Raw genomic sequence first — 20,319 nt, 5'->3', positions numbered from 1 at the left:
TGATAAACCACTTTTAGGCGATAGTATAACTGTAGATTATTGAAATTCTCTCATCTACCATGCCAAAACAGTCTATAGGTCTTGACGATCAACTCTATAATTACCTTTTATCCGTTTCATTGCGGGAACCAGAGATTCTTTTGAAGTTGCGCCAAGAAACTGCCAATCATCCCAGAAGCACAATGCAGATTTCACCAGAACAAGGGCAGTTTATGAGACTGCTAGTACAGCTGATTGGAGCCAAAAAAACCCTAGAAGTTGGTGTATTTACAGGTTATAGCTCGCTCTCAGTTGCTTTAGCACTTCCTGATGATGGTAAAATTATTGCTGCTGATGTGAGTGAAGAATTTACTGCGATCGCTCGCCGATATTGGCAAGAAGCCGGAGTTGCCCATAAAATCGATCTACGATTGGCCCCAGGTTTAGAAACTTTAGATCAGCTGTTGGCAACTGGACAAGGCGAGACATTTGATTTTGCTTTTATTGATGCTGATAAAGAAAATTATGATGGATATTATGAGCGATCGCTGCAATTATTGCGTCCAGGTGGATTGATTGCGATTGATAATGTTTTATGGTCAGGACAAGTTGCTGACCCGGAAAATCAAGATGAAAGCACCCAATCAATTCGCGCACTCAATGAGAAGTTACATCATGATGAACGGGTAACACTCTCCCTTGTCCCCATTGCCGATGGACTTACCTTAGCCATCAAGCGGTCTTAGTACAGTTTCACCATCCCGTAAAAATTCCAGAATCGCTGCATTCAACTCCTTAGAAGCACCACTTGAAGCGTCATGATAGCAGTTAGACAAAATTTTTAATTTGGAATTTGGGATATGCTGATGTAATTTTTCACCATGAGTAGCAGGAAACCAACTATCTTGGTCGCCCCACAAAACTAGTGTAGGACACTTAATTGCACTTAGTTTATTTTGAATTTTGGTAAGCATATTTGGCTTATTTGCTTGCCAATTCTCAATTTCTCGTGCTGCTATTTGTAACTCTTCGGCAACTTTGACAATCGTACCAGGAAATTGAATAAAGGGGTAAGTTATCCAATAGACATCTTCTTTTGTCAAAATTGACGGATCAAATAATACCCCACGTCTTTCTATTGCCATAATTTCTCTTAATAGAGGTGCAAACAAATATGCCAGACGTAAGGAGTCAATTGTTTGGATGATTTCTAGAGGAGTTTGGGCAAGTAATCCCATAGCCCAATGGGGTAGACGTTGGGCAAAAACAGGTACATTTACTACTACAAGCTGCCCGATTAACTGCGGATTTTCTTGAGCAAGAGCAAGGGCAACTAATCCCCCTAGAGATTCCGCTACAATCACTGCGGGTTCATCACATAATGCCTGAATAATTCTTTGAAACTCAATAACTTGATGACCGTTGTGTTCTCGACGAGACAATGGTTTTTCAGAAAAGCCAAAACCTTTGGCATCAAAACAAATTACCCGAAAATATTTAGATAATTCTGTTACACTGTGTCGCCAATTATAGCTCCAACTACCCATGCCATGTAATAAAATTAGCGGTTTTCCTCTACCTTTTTCGCCATAAGAAATTTGTACAGGATAGCCTTTAGCATCAGTAATAATTAAAGTTTGCCGTCCTTTGGGAAAAGTAGCTTGCCACCAATCTTTCATTCCACTATCTATCAATAATTTAACCACCAGTTAAAGCGTTCCAGAATATTCTAATTAGTATCACGGGTAATGCTACTAAAACAATGGATATCAGCAACAATCCAACCAAAAGAGCAATGATAAATAACCTGTCTGCACTCTTTTGCTCGCTAGGAAACTTTAAGTATTCTTCCAATAGCTTGATATTATTAGTGTTAGCTCTCCAGGCAAAATCAAAAAAGTCTCCCAAAACGGGGACAGTGCCTACCAAGCCATCAACGATCACATTTACAACCATTTTACCTAAAGTGGCTCTAGAGACACCCAGCCGCGCTGCTTCTAGGATGATATAGCTAGAAAACATGACTCCCAAAAAATCACCACCAATAGGTATAAGTCCTAAAATTGGATCTAGACCAAAACCAATCTTCGTACCAGGAATGGTAATAACATTATCTAGCAGCCGACTTAACTGACGCAGGCGCTTCAAGGTGGGTGCTTTAGCATCAGGTTCAATCATAGAAAACCGAGTAGGAGAATCTGGCATGAAGGCGATCGCTAATTTTGCATTGAATCGTTAGATATTTTACTCCCCTACTGAGCTTTTGCAAAAGTTTTCTCAAGGATTTACAAATTAATATTTTTCGTTAGATTGTGACTGCGCTTTTAGACGCATATCTTCACCGACTGTCACATTCAACTGATCGCCGATTAACAGTACAGCAGCGCTCATCGACAGCCAGAGCATTAAAACTATCACAGCCCCTACAGCACCATATACTTTATTATAATTGCCAAAATTCGCCACATAAAGCCGAAATAGGGCAGATAATATTGCCCAGAAAACAGCTGCAAAAATTGCTCCAGGCATCATTGGCGTGCCTGAATTCCATACACTTGGCCCATAGCGATAGACAAAGCCAAAAGCAACAGCAACAATACTTAAAGCTAAAGGCCAGCGTAACAACTGCCAAAGATGTAATAAGACGATCAAGGAACCATTTTCGCGTACTACCATTCCCAAAAGCCAATCGCTGGTAAACACTAAGAAAGAAGCCAGCACTAAAAGCAACATAGTACCAACTGTTAATCCCAAAGAGACGAGCTTGGCTTTCCAAAAGGGGCGCATATTTTCTGAAGGAATTTGATGAATTTGGTCGAGGGCTGTCATAGCGGTATTCACCGCCCCAGAAGCAGTCCAAATTGCTAATACAAAGCTCAAAGAAAATAAGCCACTGTTTCTAGAATTGGTAATTTCTGTGGTAGCAAAATCACGAATTAGAACCAGGGCTTGTTCGGGTAGGATTTGACTAAGTTGGGCCGCTAGTTGTTTAAAGGTAGCTTGTAAAGATTCTGCCAATAAACCAATGGCTGTGAGGACAGCAAGAATCGCTGGAAACAGCGATAACATCGCATTGAAGGCGATTTCTGAGGCTAGTCCCAAAAGTCGTCTTTCCATTGTCCTAGCAAAAGTTTTTTTGAGCGTGCGCCAATTGAGGTAGTAAAAAAAGCGAAAAAAACGAGGCTTTGGCATAATTTAGAGTTAAAACTGGTTAGGTTTCTTAACTACTGTGCCAAATTTTGCGTAGCGATCGCATTTATCTTTTTACCGCAATAATACCGAGTGGGGAGAGTGGGGGCAGAGGAGGCAGGGGGGCAGGGGGGCAGGGGGAGAATAACAAATGACTAATGACAAATGACCAATGACAAATGACAAATGACTATTTAATTTATGAATCAAGATTTTACACAACAGTGGTTGACAGAAATCCAGGAACTCAGAGAGCAGATGGCGGCACTTCAGAGCGATCGCGATACGGCTTGGGAAAGTGCCCAAAAATGGCGACAGCTTTACAACACAGAGGCAGAACAACGCCGCACAGATGCCCAACTGTCCCAACAGGCGATCGCATCACTCAAGGCAGACTTGCATAAACTCCGGGGTCTTGAGGTCGAGACACTGGCTGCTGGGACATCACTAACAGCGATTCAACAAGAGATAGAACAACTAAAATCTGTGGAGGAGTTACAAACTAAACTCATCGCCCTAATCAAAGAACGCGATCGCCTCTTGCAAGCTTTGAAAACTGAGCAAGATAATCATGGCCAAACCCGCAATAGCCTTACTACTGCTTTGGGTGATGCAATTGACAGTTTGACACAGGAACGAGCCAAAGGAGAAAAAGAAAGTCAATGACCCGCCTAAACCCCGGTTTCTTTAAGAAACCAGGGTTCTTGTTGATTTAGGACTGCTATATAAGGTTGAGCTACTTATCGCCCAACGACTAAAGCTTTGTTTTCAGTATAATTGCGGTTCTCGATAATTTAAGCGGCGTGAAAAGCTAGGAGCATTAACAAAGTAGTGTTTATGCTTTCACTTTACTCAAAGCGTCATTAATCAATGTCCTCATCTGGAGAACCATCTGTTGAATCCTACCAACCACCGTCGGGTTACTCGTTACGGCGTGGCACTTTACAAGATATCCAATCGTACAACTTTAATGCTTCATTTTGGATTGCTGCTATAGCTTTCTTGTGGCTAGTTATTAGCATCCGTTCACTTCTGGAAGCGTGGCTAAATAAATTATCTATCATTCATAAAGCTTATTTATTTGAATATGGAAAGTTACCAGAGAATATCTTTTTTCAAGATTTGCAATATATTCTCCCATCATTAAACGAAGTTAATTGGTCGTTTATTTTGGTAATGGGATCTGGAATTATTACTGGATTTTTAGTTGGAGTTACACTTAAGCATCTAATTCCCAGGTTGTTAGCATCAGAATCTCCCAATCGCACCGTGTGGGTAGCTGAATATGAACAGCAAATTGTTGGATGGGCAATACTTTTACAACGCTCGAACTACACTATACTTTCTACACTTTATATTACTTCGCAACACCGATCGCGGGGTGTTGGTTCATATCTACTCTGGAATTGTTTAAAGAATATTGGGCAACCAGCCTATCTGATCTGTGTTCCTCAACTTCAATCTTTTTACGCTCGATTTGGTTTTGTTGCGCTTCTCAAAGAGCAAGTGCCTAAAGAAATGCGGTTGTCTAAAATACCCTGTATGGGTTTATTGGGTAAACCAATACCGATCACCAACCAGCCATCAGCTAATGTATCTTTACCATCTGGGATTTTAATTCGCCCATTCCAAAACTTTGAAGAACAATTCAATTTTTACAATAGTTTTTGGCACAGAAAACAATTTAGAAACTCTCGGCTTTATGTTTTTAGCTTAATCGCCTTCGTGTCAAGCAGTGCTTTTGTCTTAGTCAGCGTAATTTTTGGCAGTCTCAGAGCAATATTTGGCTTAACATGGTTAGCTAACTTTGATTTTTATTTTTTGGGTATTCAATTTTTAGGAATTACCATAGCTGTCTGGTTGTATTTAGAACTGATGATTTTGATGTGGTTTTCTGTCAGATGGCAAGAGTGGATTATTGAACAGGATGGTCGTGCGATCGGCTACATTCACTTTTCTCAACAAGCAGAATGTTCCATACTATACAATTTGTATGTTGAACCACAAGAGCAGCTAGACAATTTTAGTAAGTTGTTGTTAGCTCGTCTCAGCCGCCAGATAGCACTACCTTTATACTTCAATTGCCCACGTCCAAATAGGCAGTTTTTTACTGGATTGGGTTTTACACCAGTTAATCGCAATAGACTACCATTTGAATTAAAAATTCTCCAACTGACTAATCAAATACCTCTTAAACTTACACAGCAGGCAGCCAGAAACTTAATTACACAACTGCCTAAAATCATAGAGTTGATTAATTATAATTACAGTATTTTATCAACTAATCATCAAAAAATCCAATTTAAAACCCTACGTAACATCAAGAAAAACTTGATTCGATTTTTAGCTAATTTACTTATAGCATTCATGATTGCGCCAGTCTTCCAACTTCCTCAAATGTATGCTGAACTTAAGCAACAAACTCAAATAGAAAATTCTAGTAATAAACAGATTGGAAAAACTTTAGTAGCGCCAGAACATATAGGGGTATTAGCAATTGCATACGATAATCAAAGCCTAATTAGTGGTAACGGAAATGAAACTATCACAATTTGGAATTTGAGCAATCAAAGCCTAGAAAAAACTATCAGTCTGCCTTCTGGTTCTGGTGAAATTCAATCTTTGGCAGTGAGTCCAGACAAAGAAACTTTAGTTATTGGAACATCAAAAGGCACAATTCAAGTATGGAATTATAAAAATGGCACAATTAAAAAAATACTTTCTCCTGGCCACTTGGGAAATATCATCGCACTAAGAATTAGTTCTGATGGTCAAAAGTTAGTTAGTGGGAGTTGGAATGATTCAGTGGTAAAAGTTTGGGATTTACGCCTGGGTCAACTTCAACATACTCTTAATACTGGTGCTAATAATATTCTGTCTTTAGCAATCAGTCAAGATAGCCAAACTATCTATATTGGCTTGTTTGGCACACTCCAGATTTGGCATTTAGATCGTAAATTACTTGTAGATAATTTAGCTGCTCATTCTCGTGAAATCGATGCGGTCGCTGTTAGTGCAGATGGCAAATTATTAGTAAGTGGTGGAACAGATAGCCTAATAAGTCAAGGTGGAATTCCGAGCAATATTTGGATGGTAAAAGTTTGGGATGCTCAGACCTTAAAACTATTAAAAACATTACAAGGAAATTCTAGTTCAATCTACAAATTAATTCTCACCCCCGATGCTAAAACAGTTATTTTTGATAGTTGTTGTGAAGCCCATTTTTGGGACTGGATAAATAATAAAGACATTACAGATATTCATGGACTAGTTCGTAATACTGTACTCAGCCCCAACAGCAAAATTATTGTCAGTGTTGCGTCTGATGGCAAAACAATGACAATCACAGATTTAGACACTTTGAGAATGTTGTGAAAATCGTGATCATATTAAAAACCTCTCTCCTTTAAGGCTACGGTGTAAACACAAAATGGGATATTTTTTTATTTGGAAGTCCTTAATGCTGGCGTTGCTGAGTGCGGTATGAATTAATTGAACACCAGAATAAAACGATACTTCAAGTAGTGAAGTAATAATCGAATAGAGTATTTCAGCATTTCTAAGGACTTAGAATAACATAGTGTTTTGCGATGCTCGTGAATTAGTATTACGCCTCGGAATTGCTGAAATAAGGTAAAAATAATAGGGCATGGGGATAATTAACTCATGCAAATAACTCAAGGTAAGGTAAAGTACCCATGCTCAGGCGCTTAATTATGATTGTTACTGCCGCTATTCTCTTTAGCAACTCCTTAACGCTGGCACAGACTAAAAAGCCCAAACCACCGGATAAATTCCCTCCTAATCCCCTAGAAATTACCACACCCGATCCACTGCTACCACGTTTGCCCAAAGATAAACAGCCGTTAACTCTCCAAGAACAGCAAAACTTAGAACCAGCGCTGGATGCCTTAAATCAACAAGCAGCAGTGAAACTGCAAGCAGGGGATCAGGTGGCGGCGTTTGAAATTTGGAACCGGGAACTTCGGTTGCGGCGCTTTTTAGGTTCTTTAGCAGAGGTGCAAGCACTATCACGAGTTGGGGCGATCGCTTGGAAGCAAAATGATGGGGAAGAAGTACAATATATTACGCAGCGATTGCAAGCAATTCAAAAGCAGGCACAATCTCAGAAAACAACTGCCCAAGTTGATCTGGAATTATGGCGATCGCTAGCCCAAGCTTACCAAAATGTGCGATCAATTAAACTAGCTGTAGAAGCTTACGACCAAGTTTTGTTAGTGGTGCGGCAGCAAAAAAATACAGCAGCAGTAGTAGAAATCCTTAAGACAATTGGGGAATTGCATTTAACTTGGTTTGATTATACTAAAGCCGCCCCAGTCTACGAGGAATTATTGAGTTTAGCTACTTCTCAAGGTGAACGTGTAAATGAGGTAACATATCTGCAAAGGCTGGCTTACATTTATGAGCAGACACAACAACCGCAGCAGTCATTGAATATACTTACTAAATTAGTAGAAATTTACACTAGTCAAAATAATCTTACTGTAATCCCAGAATTAAAGCTAGCGATCGCTGCAAATTACGAATCTCTAGCCAAGAAAGATCCTAACTTACTGCTAGAAGCTTTTCAAAATTATCAAGAAGCTTATACCACTGCTTGGCAATTACGCGAGTATGTTCGTGCTGGCGACGCTTTGCAGAAGTTAATTGCACTTTACCGTTCTCAAGGACAAATAGACGAGGCTTTGCAGGCTAGCCAAATCCTTGTACAGACACAGACGCAATCTGCCAACTTTTACGGGATAATGCAAGCTTATGATCAAATTGGGCAATTATATCTAGAACAGAAAGATTTTCCTCAAGCATTAACAGCTTTTAAAAAAGGGTTGGAAATAGCACAACAACTAAAACATGAAGAAGCATACTTTACTAAGCAAATTGAAAAAATATCATCTAATCGATAATACCTATGTAATTGATATTCAACTTACATGCTTTTCAGCTTAATACATCTTCATATATTTCGGCGATCGCACACCGAAAATCAACGCTAGCTAAATGCACTTCTTGTTCTTGTTCATAAGGATAAAGTACCCACTGTCCTTGTTCATTACGGCGGAAGCATTCTACACTCATTCGATCTGATGAAATTAGCACATACTCTTGTAGTGATTCTAAATGCCGATAACTAGCGAATTTCTTGCCTCTGTCATAGCCTTCTGTTGACTCAGAAAGTACTTCAATAATTAAACAAGGATAGGATTTAAAATATTCAGACTCTCTATCTCGTGTATCGCAAGTTACCATTACATCAGGATAGAAATAGCGGTTGATGACATCAATCTGTGCTTTCATGTCCAACATATAGACACGGCATCCACTACCCCGGAGATGGTTTCGTAACAGCATAGATACATTCATGCTAACCGTGACATGGGCATCACTTGCCCCTGCCATCGCGTAGACTTGTCCATCAATATACTCGTGTTTAATTTCACTTACTTTCTCACCTTCTAGATATTCTTCTGGAGAGATATAGTACTCACTTTGGCTGATGACCATTTTAGTACCTTAGTAGTTTTATCAAGTATTTTAACCCATACAACAAATTTAATGAGCGACAGCATTACCACTTGGCTTCACCTTTTTGAAGAATAAAACGGCAAGCCCACTAAGTAATAATGCAATGCCAATAAAGTAGAAACAATCGTTAAAAGCCATTACATAAGCTTCCCGGCGGACTATATTAGATATGGATGCGATAGCTTGATTTTGTGCTGTACTCAAATCTGCTCCTTTACTGACAAAATACTGTGTCATTTGGTCAATTCGCTGTTGAGTTTCTGGGTTATATAAAGATATCCCATCACCCAATCTATTCGAGTGAAATTGCTCTCTGTTAGTTAATAAAGTAGCTAAAGATGCAATTCCTATAGAACCGCCCATATTCCGCATCATATTAAATAAACCACTTGCTGAACCTGCTTCTTGTGGACTCAATCCAGCAGTAGCGATAGAAGTTAGGGGTACCATAATTAGGGGTTGTCCCATTGCACGCACAAATTGCGACCAGCGTAACTGATCTAATCCAGTTTGATTAGTCATTCCAGAGTTCATAAATGCACTAATGGAAAACAATGTTACGCCAATAGCTACCATTAACCGTACATCAATGCGTTGCATCAATTTGGGTATGAGTGGAATAATAAAAAGTTGAGGAATACCAGCCCAAATTAATACTTCACCAATTTGTAGCGCATTGTATTTTTGAATTTGGGCAAGATACAACGGTAAAATATAAATTGAACCATACAATCCAACCCCCAGGGACACATTAACAATACTGGCTAAACCAAAGTTCCGCCTAAACAAAAGTTGTAAATTAATAAATGGTTGCTTACGAGTTAATTCTATAAAGAAAAATATCGCCAGAAAAATTACTGCGATCGCACTTAAGCGCAGAATCAGCGCTGAACTAAACCAATCTTTGCGGCTACCTTCTTCTAAAACAATTTGCAGGGAACCTAACCCAATAGCCATTGCAATAATTCCCCACCAATCACCTTGTTTCAGTAAATTAATTTGGGGTTTTTCTTGCTTAATTCCGTACCAAACTCCAGCTAGCATTAATGCGCCTGGAATTACATTTATATAAAAGTTGTATTCCCAACCAAAATTTTCTGTTAACCAACCTCCCAATGTTGGGCCAATTGATGGTGCAAAAACTGCACTAAACCCAAAAGCAGCCAGTCCAATTGATTGCTTAGATTGGGGTAAAGTCGTTAATACAACTGTCATAGCGGTGGGAATTAAGACTCCTCCACTAAAACCTTGCAAGGCGCGAAATAAAATCATGGAATTGAGATTCCACGACCAAGCACAGCATATAGAAAAGAAAATAAATAGTGCAGTATTCACTAACAGATAACGTCGCAGAGAAAACACCCGCGATAACCATCCTGTTAAAGGAATTACCACAATCTCTGCTACTAAATAAGCGGTAGAAATCCAAGAGCCTTCTTCTAAAGTTGCTCCTAAACTTGCTTGAATGTCTTGCAGTGAAGCATTAGTTATTTGAATATCTAATACCGCCATAAATGCACCAAGCATACTGGCTAATACACCAATCCAAGTTCTTAACGGTACGCGTTCTGGTGGTGCTTGCTGATGAATTACACCTGTATTAGCCATAGTGTTGTTCCAGTTTAAAAGTTAAATAACAAAATTATTATGAAACAGAATTCAGGAGTTTGGAGCCAGAATCCCTTTCAGGGAAGCAAGCTACAGAATTAATTTTGTGCAACTGACGGATAAACAAACAGCGTCTTGATTCTGATAGCGAATCGCGAACGTCTTTCTGTGTTAGGAATTATTCTCCAATTTATACCATCTCTTTGCGTCTTTTTATCCTAAGCTTTATTACTTATTACAATGCCCTTCTGCTCATAAATTGGACGCATTATCTGTCTTAAAGTAGGCAACTGTCTGCTAAAAATTATAGAACCTAAAATACAAGCTATACCATCAATAATTAAAGTGTTGGGTGCGCCAATACGACTTGCTAATACACCTCCTAACAAGTTGCCTACGGGAATCATCCCCAAAAATGACATTGTGTATAAGCTCATCAATCGCCCACGTTTGTCATCATCAACAATTGTTTGTAAAAATGTGTTGCTAGCAGCAATCTGGAGAATTGTACCTAAGCCAACAAATAACATTGTAAATAAAGAAAGTGGTAAATATCGAGATAAAGAAAAGGCAATTAGACCAACTCCTAAAATTGCTGGAGCTAAAGCGATCAATTTACCAATTCCTAAGATTGTTTGGCGCGTAGCTAGATAAATTCCACCAGTTAAAGCTCCAACCCCAGATGCAGCCATCAAAAAACCCAAACTCTCTGCACCACCTTTGAGTACTTGTTCTGCAATAACTGGTACGAGAATAGTGTTTTGCAGTCCCATGAGACTGACTAAAGTTGATAGCAATAAAATCGAGCGAATAGGTGGAAAACTAAAGGCATATACAAATCCCTCTTTGACTTTTTGTAAGGGATTACCGTCTGTCACCACATTTTTCCAAGGCTTGACTTTCATTGCCAATAAAGCGGCGAGTACAGCAATGTAACTTAAACCGTCTATTAAAAAACAATAGCCAGTTCCAACTCTAGCAATTAGTAAACCTCCGATCGCAGGGCCAATTAATCTAGCACCGTTGATCATGGTAGAGTTAATGGCGATCGCATTGGCTAAATCTTCTCTGCGTTCAACCAGTTCTGGAACAAATGCTTGGCGGGCTGGTGCATCTAAGGCGTTAATAAATCCTTGACACAAGCTCAAGGCGATGATGTGCCATACCTCAATCACACCAGTTAGCGCCAGTACTGCTAATGTTAACGATTGAATCATCGCCAAGATTTGTGTACCAATTAAGGTACGATATCGAGAAAATCGATCTACAAATACTCCGCCAAAGGGAGCTAAAAAAAAGCTAGGAATTTGACTCGAAAATCCCACAACTCCTAGCATTAATGCGGAGTTTGTCAAGTTATAAACTAGCCAAACCGTCGCAAGTTGCGTCATCCATGTCCCAATTAGGGAAATACCTTGTCCGGCAAAAAACAACTGGTAGTTTTTTGACCTTAAAGCCGGTAGTAACGGTTTTTTCATGTCAAGTTTGTTTTATACCAATCTGCTCTCACAAATATCATTTCATCTCATCTTTGTACGCCTCTCTATAGATGTAGGAGAATGTCATAACAAGAAAGAGGTTTGCAGGCAAATTGGTATTACTTGACTTCCACAGCTACTTCCGCAGACATCCCCGGAGTAATCCGCGATTCGTATCCTTGAATGCTCTTTTGATCAAAGACTACTTTGACTGGGATGCGTTGGACAACTTTGGTAAAGTTACCTGTAGCGTTATCTGGTGGTAATAAGGCAAACTGAGCGCCTGAGGCTGGCGAAAGACTTTCAACACGACCAACAAAGGTTTGATGAGGGAAAGCATCTAGCTTGATTTCTGCTGTCTCTCCTGGGCGCATCTTTTCTAATTGGGTTTCCTTGAAGTTCGCAATTACCCAATACTCGTTATCCACGATCGCCATTAATGGTGTTCCTACTGCAACTCGGTTGCCAACTTCCACGTTTTTTCTACCGACTCGTCCGGCACTAGGGGCGGTAACATTGGCATAAGATAGCTGCAATTGTGCGTCTTTGAGGGATGCTTCTGATTGCGCGATCGCAGCTTTTGCCGCTTCATATTGGCTACGTTTGACTGTTGTATCTTGTCCGCCTGCGGTGGCTTGTTGCAATCCGCCCTTGGATGCTGCCAATTTCGCTTGGGCGTTGGTGACATTCTCTTGCGCTTGTGCTAGTTGAGACTGGGCTTTGGCAACACCAACTCTCGCAGAGGCTAACTTGGCTTGGGCTTGTTCTACTCCCTGAACAGCAGCGTTTCTTTGTGCCGTCGCTACATTAAAAGCGGCCTTGGCTGCGTCTAGCTGCTGACGAGCGATCGCACCTGATTGATACAATTCCTTGTAGCGATTGTAATCTGCTTGGGCATTTTCCAAATTCGCATTTGCTTGCGCTACCTGCGCTTGGGCGGCGGGAATACCTGCTTCGGCTAATCTGACTTCAGCTTGCGCGGCTGGTATCCCAGCTTGCGCTTCTTGTACTGCTGCTTGGGCTGTGGAAATTGCTGCTACCGCACCACTAACATCTCCCTGCGCTTGAGTTGTCTTACCAGTGGTGGTTTGTGAACTTAAAGCAATATTTGCTTGGGCAGCTTGGGCTTGTCCACGTGCATTTTCTAAGGCTGCTTGTGCTTGCTGTACCTTACTTTCATAGTCTCGTGGATCTAACTTCACTAACAATTGTCCCGGTTGCACCAGTTGGTTATCATTCACAAGCACTTGACTTACAGTTCCGGGAATGCGGCTACTAACTTGGTGAATGTTTCCCGCTACGGTGGCGTTATCTGTTTCTTGATGGGTAGAGGCGTATTGCCAATAGTTATAACCAAAAGTACCTGCAACGATCGCACCCACACCTAATCCTGCCAAAATCAAACCAGTCGGTTTTTTCCGTTTCGGTGCAACTTCTTTCTCGATCTCAGGAGTTACAACAGGCGCTTCTGCGGTTACAGCTTCTAAAGTCTCGGAATTAGGAATCAATTCTTTTTCTATAACTATGGTTTTGTTTTGGTTGCGTCCGTTAAATGTATTGGTTTTCATGATTCTTAACTCGCTTGTTCGATGATTTGATTGATAGTCGTTTATTTAGAATGCGTAGTATTTTCTGAAAAAAATCTTATTTCCTTAGTATGCGTAATATTATCTCAAAACAAATCTTTACAGCACCTCCTCCAGTCGGGTGATTGTGAGATTATCTTTAGGAGAGGTTAGCGATCGCCCGATTCAAGATTTGGGAAAACAGTTCTCGGTCAGCAAAAGAAATACCGTCCATTGCTTCATCCCTTACTGCGGCAGCAATTGGGGGTAAGATAGTTTCTAATTCCTTACCTGCATCTGTTAGCCAGATCCGCCAGATGCGGCGATCGTGAGTGTCGCGTTCTCGACGCACCAAACCGCGTTCTTCCATCCGATCTAGTACGCCTGTTAAAGTTCCTCCCACTTGTTTGAGTTTGTCTCCAATACTAGAAGTAGGTAAACCATCTTCTTGCCACAAACAGCACAACACCAACCAGTGAAATGGTGTAAGTCCAAAGGGTTCTAGCTTATCTGTAAACTTGCGACTGAGCAATTGTGAGACTAATTTGATTCTGTAGCCCAAATTGTATGGTGCCAGATTTTGCTGCCACGACTCTAAAGCTGGGGAATGATTAGATGTAGAAACCATTTAGCAAAATACTTAGTGTACGTACTATTATATATAAATTAACATTTTTTAGCAACAGGTGCTTTGCATCTATCTTAGGGAAGAAATTGGATCAACTGGTACTCTTTGACAGTGCCGAGAATACGGTGAGGTCTAGATAATTTAAGGGATTGGTCAGTATAGATCCAAGCATAGCTCAAAGCTGGTATTTGCGAAATAGAGGCTACTTGATGGGCATGAATAGGAAGATAGAACTCAAATAGGACTTGGGTTTTCTGGTCTATTTCCACGTAGTAGGTAGGATGAGATTGGAGAATTGAGGCGATCGCACTTTGTTGTAAAAAAGTTTTCAAAACATGGTTATAGTCACTTAACAGACCTGTGCTACCAATCGTCGCCAAAGCTAGCCAACAGGGAATTAACCAACCTGCAATCCAATAACGCGCTGTGAGAAACTTCTTGCCAAAGTGGTAACGACTAATCCACACCACAGGTAAAATTAACCAACCCAAGCCCATAGCCAAGCCAATAGTTGCATACTTGCGAAAATCAAAACTACCCCAACTAAAAATGCCAATACTCGCTACAACAAGTAAAAAACCTAACCCACCAAAGCCATAACTGAGATTTCGAGGAAGATTCTTTTTGGCAAAAAGGCTTAATATATTTATTTTATCTTTTTCAACAGGTAATGGGGGGGTAATTCCTGTCTGGTAAATACTACCTAACCAGTTTAAACCCACAGATGCAAACAAAGCTATAAACGGATAAAGGCAAAGACTATAATGAGGGAGACGAGTGCTAAAAAGACTAAGCTCACAAAATAGGATAAGTGGAAAGCCAACTAATATTAACTGATAACGAGGAATAGGACGACGTACAGTTAAAAATAAACCTAAAAGCCCGAAAAAAGCCCAAGGAAATGCTTTTAAAAGAATATTCCATAAATAAAACAGCCGATCATTTCTATAATTATTTTCAGAACCTAGCTGCATAACAAACTTGAGCAACTCTCCAAAACTCTGATTTCCGTAGTGCAGCCAGCTTAAACACAGCCAAACACAGGTAGGGATTAAACCTACAAAAAAGCCTAAATACAAAAATGGGTTAGTAAGATGATGATGACGGCGATGTTCCCAAATTAAATAAGGGAATAAAGCGATAATTGGCAAAAAAATCATAAAGCTTCTGACTAAGAAGCCTAAACCTAAACTTAAACCAGCTATAAAACTCCAAAAATAGCGATATTTAGGATATGATTCCGTTTTTATTAAAGACAAAATAGCTAAAAGTACCAATAGAACCATCGGTATATCAGGTGTACTTAAGCGAGAGTATTGTAGCCAGAGAAATTCCACACTTAAAATTGCAGCAGCAAGCCTTGCTAATTTTTTGCCTAGCATACTTTTGCCGATTTCATACACAAGCCATAAGCTAAAAATGCTAGCAATCATACTAGGAAGACGCGCACTAATATCACTCATACCAAACAGCTTGTAGAAACTGGCAATTAACCAATAAGGGCCAGGGGTTTTATGATGTGCCGTTGTCCAAGGAGTTATCCAATTACCAGAATCAAACATCAGACGCGCACGCGAAGCGTAAAGCGCTTCATCATGTGCCATCAGGCTATTGTGCCCAGAAGTAAATAATAATAAGGGAAGTATCCAAAGTAACAAGCTCAAATATGGTAATAATCCCACTAGGCGCGTTTGTCGCCAAATATGCCGCAAGATATGTAATTTATAAAACATTGAATTGATAAAATTGATGCTGCTATTTAGACTCGTTTATGTGTCTTGCTGTTATTAAAATATGTTACATAGTGTTTTTTGAACAATACCTGAAATTGCCGCATTTTTTGAAAAAAGTACTCCAAAACAGAGATTTATGCAATTAAGACCGAATCAACGCCAGAAATTAGACGACAAAGACGATAAGCTGTTCTATGCCTATCCCCGCTTTGTAACCCATGTAGATGAAGGATTTATTCAACAGCTAACGGATTTATATCGCGATCGCCTCAAACCCGACACCCGCATTCTTGATATGATGAGCAGTTGGGTGTCCCATCTACCAGAAGAGATGCAGTTTGACCATGTAGAAGGACACGGACTCAACGCTGAGGAATTAGCACGGAATACCCGCTTAAATCATTATTTTGTGCAAAATCTTAACGAAAATCCGCAGCTACCTTTACCAGATGGAGATTTTGATGCTGTTCTCAATTGCGTATCTGTGCAGTATGTACAATATCCGGAAGCAGTATTTTCTGAAATTTACCGCATCTTGAAACCCGGTGGTGTTGCAATTATCAGCTTTTCTAACCGGATGTTTTTTGAAAAGGCGATTCAAGCTTGGCGGGAGGCTTCAGAATCACAGCGAGTAGAATTAGTCAAAGCTTACTTCGCCTCAGTCCCAGGATTTACAACCGCAGAAGTTATAGCTCATAAATCAACATTACCGAATTTATTTCAGTGGTTGGGTGCAGCTGGAGGAGATCCATTTTATGCCGTTATAGCTTATCGTAGTTAAGCCAAATATTCACTAGTGCAAGAAGGCTTGTAGTAAGCACTTTAGTGCTTAAAAAATAAGGACTAAAGTCCTTACTACGAACTTAGTTACCTGCTCAAAATTAAAATGCTTTTGTACATAGATAATTTTTGTAGATGAATTATTGGCTAATGAAATCAGAACCAGAAGCCTATAGCATTGCTGACCTTCAACAGCAATGCCAGACTATCTGGGACGGTGTTCGCAATTATCAAGCTCGTAACTTTTTGCGCCAAATGGAGGAAGGGGACTTAGCTTTTTTCTATCACTCGAATGCTAATCCTCCTAATATTGCTGGGTTAATGCGTGTAGTGAAAAAAGATATTGCTGACCCGGCCCAGTTTGAGCCAGAAAGTAAATATTACGATCCGAAATCAACTTCTGAATCACCTCGGTGGCAAACAGTTGTAGTAGAATTCGTTGAGACTTTTTCTAACCCTATCTTGCTATCAATACTCAAAGAAAAGTTTAGCGCCGAAGACTTAATGTTGGTGAGACAAGGAAATCGATTATCAGTTATGCCCGTCCCTGAAGCAGTAGCTTTAAAAATTCTAGCAATGAAAGGCTCCTAGTTGAAATAATTCGTAATGGGCTACGCCCCGCTTCTCTACGAGACGCTACGCGAACGCTAACGTAATTTGTAATTCGTAATTCGTTAAATATTTTGAAAGGAAGATTGATTAGCTGGACATAATGCAATACAGTTCAGATAAAACCAAAACACTTGTAGAGACGGCAATTTATCACGTCTCAAAACCCACAATTTTGTACAAGTAGCGTTTAACCCAAACGTATTGGGACATAATGTGATTCTTGCCTATTTATTTAGTTTATACCCATTGCAAAGGATCTAATTGATAGTAACGTTGCAATTGCTCATAAAGTGCCGGATGCTTAGACAGCAATTGGTGTGGTTTCTCAAAGAATGTCTCAGTCGCTACGGCAAAAAATTCTGCGGGATTCGTTGCCCCATAGCTATCCATTACCGTCTTTGCGCCTTGTAGAACATCATTACAAAGTTGCTGATATGCTTCTGTCATCACCTTCGCCCAAATAGCATAGTCTGAGTTGCTTTGCAGTATCGGAACTCCTTCAGCTTTACCATCTTCTTGATCTAACTGATGGGCGAATTCATGAAGCACAACGTTACGTCCATCTCTCCAGTTATTAATATCTTGTTTTACCTGTTCCCAAGACAGTACTAATTGGTCATTTGTCCACGATTCTCCTAGTCTGGCCACACGCCTTTCTTCAACAACATATTTTCCGATGGAAGTTGTTTCCTGAACAAAATAGGCATTGGGATACACCAGAATTGAACGAAGTCTAGGGAAGTATTGCCCACGTTCATTTAATAAAAGTAAACAGGCGATCGCAGCAAGAGTAACTTTCATTTCCTCCGTCACCTGTAATCCTCTACAGCCAATAAATTGCTTTTCTGCTAAAAATACTTGAATATGTCCCTGAAGTCGTCTGATTTCATCGGGAGAGAGACACAGATAAATAGGAAGATTATTTTCAATAATTGCATTCCACAGTGGGGGAAAAGGACGGTGTTTAAGACGGTTCCTTCGCCTTTTGATTAGGATGGGATTGGCTAAAATGCCAGCTATAATTAGTCCAATGATGAGAAAAATAACTATTGTTTGAATCATTGAATTTTTAGTAATTTATATATTTAATTAACTGACTTTTGTCTCTAAGCTCACCTCTTTTTTACTGTTATAAAACTAGCCATTTCAAGGTGGGTGAAAATTTTAATTCTTTAACCTCTTCTCTCTGTTTTCTCTGTGCCTCTGCGGTTTAAAAGGAATTTATTTAACCGCAGAGGCACAGAGAACGCTGAGATTATAAAAACTATATTTACTGCTATTGAATCAGAATTATGCAAGATTGGACTTTGGTAGAAAGGGTTTTTTGCAGCCCTTGCTCAACTTTACTAATCAGTTTATCAAAAGCCTCTTGATCTGCTGTCAATTGTTCTTGAAGAACTTTCTCTAACTCAGGCTTTATTTGCTCACACATATCCTCGATTTTTTTGTCACTCAAAAAACTAGAACGAACCCAACTAGGTACATCCACATTTGTCTTGATTACTTCTTGAACACTCTTACGATTTAGCTCCATTCCTGCCGCCATCACCGAAGCCCCATATACTAATGCAATAGGCCAGGTTAAGTGTCCAGTTAGTATGAGAGTAATGATGCTGGCTACAGTGCCTCCACCAATTACTACATTGACAATAAAGCCTACTGTCTCAGCAAGGATAGCATCTCCAATTCGTAGCTCTGGGTTAACAAAATTTGGGTCAATGCTATCCTCAAACCTTAAGCTGCTTCTAGGTATCTGAAACTTTCGACAGATTGGATCGGTTTGTGCGGCTAAATCTGGTTGGATTTTATTGCTAAACCAAGAAGCGCATTGATGATTAATTATCTGCACAGCGCGTTCGCTTTTGAGCCACTGTTCTGCCCGACCGATCAAAGATGTTTCCAAATCAGCTAAAGTCCGTATTTTGTTTTTTTGCCAATCTTTTAAAGCTGGTTTAACTGCGTTGACAATCAAGCCATCTGTCAAAGGCTTAGTTAATGATTCGATTAACTCCGGGATATGCCTTTCAATCAAACCTTTAAGCTGGTTCGAGGTAAATAGTTTATTGACTTCTTCTTTAAAAGCAGCAGCACGCAAATCCCATCGTCCTACTCGTGCTAAACCCAGTGCAATACACCGTTCCGGTTCTGGATCGGGGCGAAGCAGCGTTTCTGGTTCGGGAAACATTTCCTGACAAAGCAAGTGCGTAAACTTCATGCGAGATGCACCGCCAGTCATCAGCAGAAGTTTCGGCACAATTCCAAGTTTTTCTAGTTTTTCTTTGGCTTCGGTTAAAGAGTCGCTAAACGATCGCACCCAACTCTGATGCCCCAGTTCCGGTAAGGGCTGGTTTAGAATTTCCTCCATCATCAATTTATTGACTTGAGGAATAAAATAAATCTGTTCGTTGATCGACTCGAAGCCACGCGCAAAGGATTCAGGATCGCTATATAGCTGTTCATTAGAAAAATAATCTTCTTTAGCTTTGCGACAAGCAAGTTCACAACGAGCTTGATGATGGGGATATTCCTTAAATACTTTTTCGAGTAATGCTTTTTGCTCGTGGTTGGCAAGAGTCCGAGCAAAAATAGCTTTGTCAATTAGAGATGCACCTAAAGTATTACTCCCGAAATCTATCGGGATCTCTTCTAAGCTCTTAACCAGAGTAAAATCTGTGGTTGAAGAACCAATATCGACAATTAGCACCGATGCAACAAGTTTGTCATACTCCAGCTTCCCGGCTTCCTTGGCTTGCATGAAAGCAGCCCGCGATTCGGGTACAACATTTAGTTGGGGAATGCCAGCTTCTTGAAGTAGCTTTTGGTATTCGGTGCGATCGCTAACCGACCATCCTGAAGGGCAACCTATGTAAAAATAGCTACCTTCCCCACCTTCAAGTTGTTTGCTTTCTTTCAAAAGGCGGTAGTAAGTTGCCACAAAAGTGCTGATTGTTTCCCGATATTTGGGATCGTTGTTGGGTTTTTGCTTAAAAGAAATTGTCAGTTGGGTAACACCAGCTTGAATTAATGCTTGTTCGCCGACAAGATAACCGAGTTTAGGATGCCAACCAAGGGCTGTAATTTGGTTCTTCTTGTTATTAATCTCCAGCATCTGGGGGGGGTCGATGCTTTCCACTATCGCTTTAGCTACAGCCGTTTCACCGTGTCCCAAATCAAAACCGATTGTTTCTAAAATTTCCATACCC

General features: G+C 40.1%; 17 protein-coding genes and 1 pseudogene. 6 read left to right on the top strand and 12 right to left on the bottom strand.

Annotation, left to right across the window (positions count from 1 at the left end):
- The first annotated feature begins 59 nt into the window (after nucleotides 1–59).
- Nucleotides 60–725 (top strand): class I SAM-dependent methyltransferase, encoded by a 666-nt coding sequence (locus tag GJB62_RS17195; RefSeq protein ID WP_114081747.1) that lies wholly within the window; start codon nucleotides 60–62, stop codon nucleotides 723–725.
- On the opposite strand, the gene GJB62_RS17190 is transcribed toward GJB62_RS17195, so the two are convergent.
- From GJB62_RS17190 to GJB62_RS17180, 3 genes are all read right to left on the bottom strand, one after another.
- Nucleotides 705–1,658 (bottom strand): alpha/beta hydrolase, encoded by a 954-nt coding sequence (locus GJB62_RS17190; RefSeq protein ID WP_114081795.1) that lies wholly within the window; start codon nucleotides 1,656–1,658, stop codon nucleotides 705–707. The genes GJB62_RS17195 and GJB62_RS17190 overlap by 21 nt on opposite strands.
- A 19-nt stretch (nucleotides 1,659–1,677) precedes the next feature.
- On the bottom strand, nucleotides 1,678–2,184 hold the full coding sequence (locus GJB62_RS17185; protein ID WP_114081746.1) for a DUF4112 domain-containing protein: 507 nt from the start codon (nucleotides 2,182–2,184) through the stop codon (nucleotides 1,678–1,680).
- A gap of 87 nt (nucleotides 2,185–2,271) precedes the next feature.
- Complete coding sequence (locus GJB62_RS17180; RefSeq protein ID WP_114081745.1) at nucleotides 2,272–3,171, bottom strand: YihY/virulence factor BrkB family protein; 900 nt, start codon at nucleotides 3,169–3,171, stop codon at nucleotides 2,272–2,274.
- A 198-nt stretch (nucleotides 3,172–3,369) separates the two neighbouring features.
- On the opposite strand from GJB62_RS17180, the gene GJB62_RS17175 reads away from it, so the two are divergent.
- Together GJB62_RS17175 and GJB62_RS17170 are read left to right on the top strand one after the other, a co-directional pair.
- Entirely contained in the window at nucleotides 3,370–3,834 is a 465-nt protein-coding gene (locus tag GJB62_RS17175) for a hypothetical protein (protein ID WP_114081744.1), read from the top strand.
- A gap of 204 nt (nucleotides 3,835–4,038) precedes the next feature.
- A complete protein-coding gene (locus GJB62_RS17170) occupies nucleotides 4,039–6,543 on the top strand; it encodes a GNAT family N-acetyltransferase (protein ID WP_114081743.1) in 2,505 nt (834 codons plus the stop codon).
- A gap of 113 nt (nucleotides 6,544–6,656) precedes the next feature.
- On the opposite strand, the pseudogene GJB62_RS17165 reads toward GJB62_RS17170, so the two are convergent.
- A pseudogene (locus tag GJB62_RS17165) lies at nucleotides 6,657–6,761 on the bottom strand (IS1 family transposase); the annotation flags it as partial.
- A 105-nt stretch (nucleotides 6,762–6,866) separates the two neighbouring features.
- Here GJB62_RS17165 and GJB62_RS17160 point away from each other — a divergent pair.
- Nucleotides 6,867–8,093, top strand: coding sequence for a tetratricopeptide repeat protein (locus tag GJB62_RS17160; protein ID WP_114081742.1), 1,227 nt, complete (start codon nucleotides 6,867–6,869; stop codon nucleotides 8,091–8,093).
- A gap of 34 nt (nucleotides 8,094–8,127) precedes the next feature.
- On the opposite strand, the gene GJB62_RS17155 is transcribed toward GJB62_RS17160, so the two are convergent.
- The 6 genes from GJB62_RS17155 to GJB62_RS17130 form a co-directional block, all read right to left on the bottom strand.
- Entirely contained in the window at nucleotides 8,128–8,691 is a 564-nt protein-coding gene (locus GJB62_RS17155; protein ID WP_114081741.1) for a Uma2 family endonuclease, read from the bottom strand.
- A 48-nt stretch (nucleotides 8,692–8,739) separates the two neighbouring features.
- Nucleotides 8,740–10,320 carry a DHA2 family efflux MFS transporter permease subunit gene (locus GJB62_RS17150; protein ID WP_114081740.1) on the bottom strand — a complete coding sequence of 527 codons (1,581 nt, stop codon included), beginning with the start codon at nucleotides 10,318–10,320 and terminating at the stop codon, nucleotides 8,740–8,742.
- Nucleotides 10,321–10,538: 218 nt separating this feature from the next.
- Nucleotides 10,539–11,798: an MFS transporter gene (locus tag GJB62_RS17145; RefSeq protein ID WP_114081739.1), complete on the bottom strand. Its 1,260-nt coding sequence runs from the start codon at nucleotides 11,796–11,798 to the stop codon at nucleotides 10,539–10,541.
- A gap of 119 nt (nucleotides 11,799–11,917) precedes the next feature.
- Nucleotides 11,918–13,366 carry an HlyD family secretion protein gene (locus GJB62_RS17140; RefSeq protein WP_114081738.1) on the bottom strand — a complete coding sequence of 483 codons (1,449 nt, stop codon included), beginning with the start codon at nucleotides 13,364–13,366 and terminating at the stop codon, nucleotides 11,918–11,920.
- Between the two features lie 157 nt (nucleotides 13,367–13,523).
- Complete coding sequence (locus GJB62_RS17135; RefSeq protein ID WP_012410030.1) at nucleotides 13,524–13,991, bottom strand: MarR family transcriptional regulator; 468 nt, start codon at nucleotides 13,989–13,991, stop codon at nucleotides 13,524–13,526.
- Nucleotides 13,992–14,065: 74 nt separating this feature from the next.
- Nucleotides 14,066–15,724 (bottom strand): glycosyltransferase family 39 protein, encoded by a 1,659-nt coding sequence (locus tag GJB62_RS17130; protein WP_114081737.1) that lies wholly within the window; start codon nucleotides 15,722–15,724, stop codon nucleotides 14,066–14,068.
- Between the two features lie 136 nt (nucleotides 15,725–15,860).
- Here GJB62_RS17130 and GJB62_RS17125 point away from each other — a divergent pair, with 136 nt between their 5' ends.
- Together GJB62_RS17125 and GJB62_RS17120 are read left to right on the top strand one after the other, a co-directional pair.
- Nucleotides 15,861–16,505, top strand: a complete 645-nt coding sequence (locus tag GJB62_RS17125; protein ID WP_114081736.1) for a methyltransferase domain-containing protein — start codon at nucleotides 15,861–15,863, stop codon at nucleotides 16,503–16,505.
- Nucleotides 16,506–16,639: 134 nt separating this feature from the next.
- Entirely contained in the window at nucleotides 16,640–17,095 is a 456-nt protein-coding gene (locus GJB62_RS17120) for an EVE domain-containing protein (protein WP_114081735.1), read from the top strand.
- Nucleotides 17,096–17,353: 258 nt separating this feature from the next.
- Here GJB62_RS17120 and GJB62_RS17115 read toward each other — a convergent pair whose 3' ends face one another.
- Both GJB62_RS17115 and GJB62_RS17110 read right to left on the bottom strand, forming a co-directional pair.
- The gene (locus GJB62_RS17115; protein ID WP_114081734.1) at nucleotides 17,354–18,178 is read right to left on the bottom strand and encodes a M90 family metallopeptidase; all 825 of its coding nucleotides are present in this window, start codon (nucleotides 18,176–18,178) and stop codon (nucleotides 17,354–17,356) included.
- Between the two features lie 214 nt (nucleotides 18,179–18,392).
- On the bottom strand, nucleotides 18,393–20,315 hold the full coding sequence (locus GJB62_RS17110) for an Hsp70 family protein (protein ID WP_114081733.1): 1,923 nt from the start codon (nucleotides 20,313–20,315) through the stop codon (nucleotides 18,393–18,395).
- Between the last annotated feature and the right edge of the window lie 4 nt (nucleotides 20,316–20,319).

This window comes from Nostoc sp. ATCC 53789 (assembly GCF_009873495.1).
Classification (GTDB): Bacteria; Cyanobacteriota; Cyanobacteriia; order Cyanobacteriales; family Nostocaceae; genus Nostoc; species Nostoc muscorum_A.
The sequence above is the reverse complement of the archived record's forward strand: the minus strand, read 5'-3'. Positions and strand labels throughout refer to the sequence as shown.